Origin of the sequence: Cellulomonas sp. A375-1 (genome assembly GCF_001040865.1) — a bacterium.
Lineage (GTDB): Bacteria > Actinomycetota > Actinomycetes > Actinomycetales > Cellulomonadaceae > Cellulomonas > Cellulomonas gelida.
This window is the reverse complement of sequence record NZ_LFKW01000031.1, coordinates 71,964-78,859: the sequence shown is the minus strand read 5'-3', so window position 1 is coordinate 78,859 and position 6,896 is coordinate 71,964. Positions and strand designations below refer to the sequence as shown.

Annotated in this window: 5 protein-coding genes and 2 pseudogenes; 4 read left to right on the top strand and 3 right to left on the bottom strand. The window is 72.6% G+C overall.

What is annotated here, in order from left to right; genetic code table 11:
* A pseudogene (locus CWIS_RS19205) lies at positions 1 to 523 on the top strand (TerC family protein); the annotation flags it as partial.
* Between the two features lie 16 nt (positions 524 to 539).
* Here CWIS_RS19205 and CWIS_RS03360 read toward each other — a convergent pair.
* A complete protein-coding gene (locus CWIS_RS03360; protein WP_048341802.1) occupies positions 540 to 824 on the bottom strand; it encodes a YciI family protein in 285 nt (94 codons plus the stop codon).
* Positions 825 to 895: 71 nt separating this feature from the next.
* Here CWIS_RS03360 and CWIS_RS03355 point away from each other — a divergent pair, with 71 nt between their 5' ends.
* Both CWIS_RS03355 and CWIS_RS03350 read left to right on the top strand, forming a co-directional pair.
* The gene (locus CWIS_RS03355) at positions 896 to 1,711 is read left to right on the top strand and encodes an aldo/keto reductase (protein ID WP_048341801.1); all 816 of its coding nucleotides are present in this window, start codon (positions 896 to 898) and stop codon (positions 1,709 to 1,711) included.
* Positions 1,712 to 1,788: 77 nt separating this feature from the next.
* Positions 1,789 to 2,946 (top strand): acyl-CoA dehydrogenase family protein, encoded by a 1,158-nt coding sequence (locus CWIS_RS03350; RefSeq protein ID WP_048341800.1) that lies wholly within the window; start codon positions 1,789 to 1,791, stop codon positions 2,944 to 2,946.
* A gap of 15 nt (positions 2,947 to 2,961) precedes the next feature.
* On the opposite strand, the gene CWIS_RS03345 is transcribed toward CWIS_RS03350, so the two are convergent.
* Positions 2,962 to 3,669 carry an MBL fold metallo-hydrolase gene (locus tag CWIS_RS03345; protein WP_048341799.1) on the bottom strand — a complete coding sequence of 236 codons (708 nt, stop codon included), beginning with the start codon at positions 3,667 to 3,669 and terminating at the stop codon, positions 2,962 to 2,964.
* Positions 3,666 to 5,519 (bottom strand): glycoside hydrolase family 15 protein, encoded by a 1,854-nt coding sequence (locus CWIS_RS03340; protein ID WP_082156172.1) that lies wholly within the window; start codon positions 5,517 to 5,519, stop codon positions 3,666 to 3,668. Before CWIS_RS03340 ends, CWIS_RS03345 begins: the two co-directional genes overlap by 4 nt.
* A 112-nt stretch (positions 5,520 to 5,631) precedes the next feature.
* Here CWIS_RS03340 and CWIS_RS19200 point away from each other — a divergent pair.
* Positions 5,632 to 6,896, top strand: a pseudogene (locus CWIS_RS19200) (excinuclease ABC subunit A); the annotation flags it as partial.

Genomic DNA, 6,896 nt, shown 5'->3' with positions numbered 1-6,896 from the left:
CGCGCCGTTGCTGCTTCGTCTGGTGGAGCGGTGGTTCCCGTCGACCTCCGAGTACCACGGGGTCAAGCTCACGGTGGTCGCGGGCGGCCGTCGCCTGATCACCCCCATGCTGATCGTGCTCATCGCCCTGGGGGCGACGGACCTGCTCTTCGCGTTCGACTCCATCCCGGCGCTGTTCGGGCTGACGAGCGAGCCGTACCTCATCATGATGGCGAACCTGTTCGCGCTCATGGGACTGCGCCAGCTCTACTTCTTGCTCGGCGACCTGCTCGCGCGCCTCGTGTACCTCAGCTACGGGTTGGCGGTCCTGCTCGGCTTCATCGGGGTGAAGCTCGTCCTCGAGGCGCTGCACGAGAACGAGGTTCCCTTCATCAACGGGGGCGAACCCGTGGCGTGGGCACCGGAGATCCCGATCTGGGCGTCGCTGCTCTCGATCGTCGTGATCCTCGGCACGACCGCCGCCGCGAGCCTGGCGAAGTCGCGCCGTGACGAGCGTCGTGCGCTGACCGACGCCCCCGTCTGAGGACGCCGCGCAGGGGTCAGCCTGCCCAGGGCCCCAGGACGAGGTTCCACTCGCGGACCTCGGTCGCGGCGATCAGACCCTCGAGGTGGAACGGGTCGGCCTCGAGCAGCGCCCGCAGGGCCGCCTCGTCGTCGGCCGAGAAGATGAGCAGGGCGCCGGGGGAGCCGCCGACGTAGGGGCCGGAGCCGCGCAGGGCGCCGGACTCGGCGAGCCCGGCGAGGTACGCGCGGTGGCGGGGGCGCACGACGTCGCGGACGTCGTCGCGCTGGTCGTACGTGTACTGGACGGCGAACATCGGCATGCGCCCCATCCTGCCCGACGGCGAGCCCGTCCGGGCGTGGTGCCTGCGCCGCGGGATGGCAGAGTGGCGGGATGACGACGAGCGTGACCCTGGCGGACGGCATGCGGATGCCCGTCCTGGGCTTCGGCGTGTACAAGGTCTCCGACGACGACGCGACCCCGGCGGTGGCCGAGGCGCTGGCGGCGGGCTACCGGCTCGTCGACACGGCGACGCTCTACGGCAACGAGGCGGGCGTCGGGCGAGCCGTCCGGGCGAGCGGCCTGGAGCGCGACGAGGTCTTCGTCACGACGAAGCTGTGGAACGACGCGCACGGCGACGCCGCCGAGGCAGCGTTCGCGGCGTCGGTCGAACGGCTCGGTCTCGGGGTGCCGGACCTGTACCTCATCCACTGGCCCGCGCCCGCGCGGGACCTGTACGTGCCGACCTGGCGCACGCTGCTGCGGCTGCGAGACGAGGGTCGTGTGCGGTCCGTCGGCGTGTCCAACTTCCAGCCCGTGCACCTGCGCCGCATCGTCGAGGACTCGGGCGAGGTGCCGGTGGTGAACCAGGTCGAGCTGCACCCCTACCTCCAGCAGCGCGAGCTGCGTGCGCTGCACGGTGAGCTCGGTGTGGTGACGCAGGCGTGGTCGCCGCTGGGCCGCGGCGCCGTCCTGGCCGACCCGGTGATCGGCGACATCGCCCGCACGCACGGCGCGACCCCCGCGCAGGTCGTGCTGCGCTGGCACCTCGATCTCGGCGTCGCCGTGATCCCGAAATCGGTCACGCCCGCACGGATCCGGGAGAACCTGGGGGCGGCCGACCTCGAGCTGACCGAGGAGGACCACGAGCGGATCTCCGCACTCGACCGCGGCGAACGGTCGGGGTCCGACCCTGACGTGGTCAGCTGACCGCCACCGACGCACCACCAGTCCACGACCACCACCCGCCGTCGCCGGCACCGACGGCCCGAACGCGAGGGGCAACCATGGCGCGCGAGCTGCGCACCCTGCTGACCGACGACCTGCTGACGCGCGTGCACGAGCGCGCCGCGGGCCACGACCGTGACAACACGTTCCCGCACGAGGACCTCGCGGAGCTCGTCGAGGCGGGCTACCTGAGGGCGTTCGTCCCGCAGCGGCTGGGCGGCTCGGGCCTCACGCTCGAGGAGGTCGCCCGCGAGCAGGTACGCCTCGCGGCGGCCGCTCCCGCAACAGCGTTGGCCGTCAACATGCACCTCGTGGTCACGGGCATGGCGGCGCTGCTCGTCGGACGCGGCGACGACTCGCTGGAGTTCGTCCTGCGCGACGCGGGAGCCGGCGAGGTGTTCGCGTTCGGCAACTCCGAGGCGGGCAACGACCTGGTGATGTTCGGCTCGCGGACGCGCGCGGTGCCGACGCCGGACGGCGGCTACCGCTACCACGGCACAAAGATCTTCACGTCGCTGTCGCCGGTCTGGACCCGCCTGGCGACGTTCGGCCTCGACGACTCCGACCCGTCCGACCCTCGGCTCGTGCACGGCGTCGTGAACCGGGACGGCACGTCGTCGAAGAACGACTGGGACACGCTGGGGATGCGGGCCACCCAGTCCGAGACGACCGTGCTCGACGGCGCCTACGCGCCGGCGGACCGGGTGTACCGCCGACTGCCGCCGGGCCCGTCGGCCGACCCGTTCATCTTCGCGCTGTTCGCCGTGTTCGAGATCCTGCTGGGCGCGGTCTACACGGGGATCGGGCGCCGCGCGATCGAGCTCGCGGTCGCGGCCGCGCGTCGGCGCACGTCGTTCAAGCACGACGGCCGGCCGTACGCCCAGGACCCGGACATCCGCTGGCGGATCGCCGACGCCGCGCTCCTCCAGGACGGCGCCGAGCTGCAGGTCTTCGCGCTCGCGCGGGACGTCGACGAGCAGATCGACCACGGCAGCCGGTGGTTCGCGCAGCTCGTGGGGCTCAAGGTGCGGGCGACCGAGTCGGCTCGCCAGGTCGTCGAGCTCGCGTTGCGGGCGTCCGGTGGGGGCGCGTACTTCTCCGGGAACGAGCTCGGCCGCCTGTACCGCGACGTGCTCGCCGGGATCTTCCACCCGTCGGACGACGAGTCCGCGCACGCGACCGTCGCCACCTCGGTCCTCGGCCCGCTGGAGGACTGAGGCGGCGGTCAGACCTCACCAGCCGCGGTCACGCCACTGGGCGAGGTGCGGTCGCTCGGCACCGAGCGTCGTGTCGCGACCGTGGCCCGGGTACACCCAGGTCGCGTCGTCGAACCGGTCGAACAGCCGTGCGGTCACGTCGGCGTACAGCGAGGTGAAGTCGTCGGGCGTCGTCGTCCGCCCGACGCCGCCGGGGAACAGCGAGTCGCCCGTGAAGACGTGGGCCCGGCCGGCGACCGCTCCCGGGCAGGTGACGTGCTCGGGCTCGCGGTAGACGAGAGCGACGGACCCGGGTGTGTGCCCGCGCAGCGCGACGGCCTCGAGCGTGAGGTGACCGACCACGACGAGGTCGCCGTCGTGCAGCACCCGGGTCACCGACGTGCCCGTGAGCTCGGTGATCGCGTCGGCATCGGGCGCCCCTGCAGCGACTTGGGCTCCGGTAGCGGCGACCACCGACGTGAGCGCCGCCAGGTGGTCGCGGTGGCGGTGCGTCGTCACGACGACGTCGAGGCGCGCGGTCTCGTTGCCCTCGCGCACCAGCTCGAGCAGCCGGTCGGGGTCGGCCGCCGCGTCGACCAGCAGCTGCGACCCGCCGCGCCGGCACGTGACGAGGTAGGCGTCGTTGTCCATCGGGCCGACCGAGACCTTGCGGATCTCCACCTCGTCGAGCACCCGCAGCGCGGTGGGCCCGCCGGTGGTCACGTCTCCGGTGTAGGCGGTCATGCACGTCCCCTCTCGCGTGCGGCCGCCACGGCGACGGCGTGCGCCTGCGCGGCCTGCACGAGCGCGAGGTGCGAGAGCGCCTGCGGGACGTTGCCCGCCATGCGACGACCCTGCGGGTCGTACTGCTCCGCCAGGAGGCCCACGTCGTTCGTCAGCCCGACGAGCGTGTCGAGCACGGCGCTGGCGGCGTCGACCTCCCCAGTGCGTGCCAGGGCCTCGGCCAGCCAGAACGAGCAGGCCAGGAACGGGTGCTCATGCCCGGCGACGCCGTCGTCGGTCCGCTCCGGCAGGTAGCGCAGCAGGAGCCCGGGAGCGACCTCGAGCTCGGCCCGCACAGCGGCGATGGTGGCCCGCACGCGCTCGTCGTCGGGCGGCAGGAAGCCCACGTGGACCATCTGCAGCAGGGCGGCATCGGTGTGCTCGGCACCGTACGACTGGACGAACGTGCGGCGGCCGGCGTCCCAGCCGTGCTCGAGGACGTCCGCGTGGATCCGGTCGCGCGCGAGACGCCATCGTTCGACCGGGCCGTCGAGGCCGTGCTCCTCGACCGCGCGGACCGCACGGTCGACCGCCGCCCAGGACATGACCTTCGAGTGCACGAAGTGCTGCGGCTCACCGCGCACCTCCCAGATGCCCCGGTCGGGCGCGTCCCAGTGCTGCAGGAGCTCCTCGAGCAGGTGGCGCTGCAGCGACCACGCGGCGTCGTCCTCGAGGACGCCGGCCTCCCGCGCCGCGTGCAGCGCGCACATGACCTCGCCCAGGACGTCGTTCTGCACCTGGCCCGCGGCGAGGTTGCCCAGACGTACCGGCCGCGAGCCCGCGTAGCCGGGCAGGTGCGCGAGCTCGTGCTCGGGCAGGTCCCGGCCGCCGTCGAGGCGGTACATGATCTGCAGGTCGGCGGGGTCGCCCGCGACCGCGCGCAGCAGCCAGTCACGCCACTGCATCGCCTCCTGCGTGAAGCCCTGCTCGAGCAGCGCCTCGAGGGTCAGCGCGGCGTCGCGCAGCCAGCAGTAGCGGTAGTCCCAGTTGCGCTCGCCGCCGAAGTCCTCGGGCAGGCTCGTGGTCGCCGCGGCCGCGATCCCGCCGGTCTCGAAGTCGGTGAGCATCCGCAGGACGAGCAGCGAGCGGATCACCGCCTCCCGGTGCGGGCCGTCGTACCGCGTGTCGCGGGCCCACAGACCCCAGGCGATGCGGGTGGAGTCGACGCGCGCGGGCGAAGGCACGACCTCGGGCACCGGCTCCCACGAGGGGACCCAGGTGAGCGCGAGCTCCATGACCTGCCCGGCGTGCAGCTCGACCTCGTCGGCGTGACGGTGGTCGGCCGCTCGGGGCAGGTGCGTGCCGCGCAGGACGAGCGAGTCGGGGCCCGCGACGGCGCGGATCGCCGGGTCCGCGCCGCGGTTGCGCGTGACCCACGGCTGGATCGCGCCGTACCCGAAGCGCACGATCCACTCGTGCCGCACGTGCACCGTGCCGCGCGTGCACGTGACGTGACGCACGACGTCCGCGCGGCCGTCGGAGATGGGCATCGCGTCGACGACGACCGCCGCCCCGGTCGGGGTCTCGTAGGTCGTCTCGAGCACGAAGGAGTCGCCGAGGTAGCGCCGCGAGACGGTGTGCGCGTCCGGGACGGTGAGCAGCCACCGCCCGTTGTCCTCGGTGCCGAGGAGCCGGGCGAAGCACGCAGCGGAGTCGGCGTGCGGCAGGCAGAGCCAGTCGATCGAGCCGCGACGGGAGACGAGGGCCGTGGTGCGGCCGTCGCCGATCACCGCGTACTCGGCGATCGGGACGGGCAACGGCTCGGGGTCCGGTCCGGTGGCAGGTCCGCGTGCGGGCGCGTGGTTCGTCATGGTGGGACCAGCATGGATCGCCGTGCCGTGTCCAGCACGGCGGGCGCGGCGCGCGCGTGCCTCGCGTTCGGCACGACGAGGAGAAGAACACTGCGGTCGAACGGGTGTGCGAATGTCGGAGGTGGAACGTAGACTGCACGCCGTGAACGACCGTCTGGTGGTGCAGGGTGCCCGTGAGCACAACCTTCGCAACGTCGACCTGGACCTGCCGCGTGACCGGCTGATCGTGTTCACGGGCCTGTCGGGCTCGGGGAAGTCGTCGTTGGCGTTCGACACGATCTTCGCCGAGGGGCAGCGGCGGTACGTCGAGTCCCTGTCCGCGTACGCGCGTCAGTTCCTCGGGCAGATGGACAAGCCGGACGTCGACTTCATCGAGGGCCTGTCGCCCGCGGTGTCGATCGACCAGAAGTCCACCAACCGCAACCCGCGCTCGACGGTCGGCACGATCACCGAGGTCTACGACTACCTCCGTCTGCTCTACGCGCGCGCCGGCACGCAGCACTGCCCGGTGTGCGGTGAGCGCGTCACGGCGCAGACCCCCCAGCAGATCGTCGATCGCCTTCTCGAACTCCCCGAGGGCACGCGGTACCAGGTGCTCGCTCCGGTGGTGCGAGGGCGCAAGGGCGAGTACGCGGACCTGTTCGCCGAGCTCCAGGCCAAGGGCTTCGCCCGCGCGAGGGTGGACGGCGAGGTGGTCCAGCTCGCGTCCCCGCCGGCGCTGGAGAAGAAGCTCAAGCACGACATCGAGGTCGTCGTCGACCGGCTCGTCGCCCGCGAGGGCGTCCAGCGGCGCCTCACCGACTCGGTCGAGACCGCGCTCGGGCTGGCCGGCGGGCTGCTGCTCGTGGACCTCGTCGACCGCGACATCGACGACCCCGACAAGGTTCGCCGGTTCTCGGAGCAGCGCGCCTGCCCGAACGACCACGCTCTGACGCTCGACGAGATCGAGCCGCGGACGTTCTCGTTCAACGCGCCCTACGGTGCATGCCCCGAGTGCACGGGCATCGGCTCGCGCCTCGAGGTCGACCCCGAGCTGGTCGTCCCGGACGAGGACCTCTCGCTCGAGGACGGCGCGGTCGTGCCGTGGGCGCAGACGTCGTCGGAGTACTTCGGCCGCGTGCTGAACGCCCTGGCCGACGAGATGGGCTTCTCGATGACCGTGCCGTGGCGCGCGCTCCCGCAGCGCGCGAAGGACGCGGTCCTGCACGGCCGCAACCACGAGGTCCACGTGCGGTACAAGAACCGGTGGGGTCGCGAGCGGCAGTACTCGACCGGCTTCGAGGGCGTGATCACCTTCCTCGAGCGGCGGCACGCCGAGACCGAGTCGGACTGGAGCAAGGACAAGTACGAGGGCTTCATGCGCGAGGTCCCGTGCCC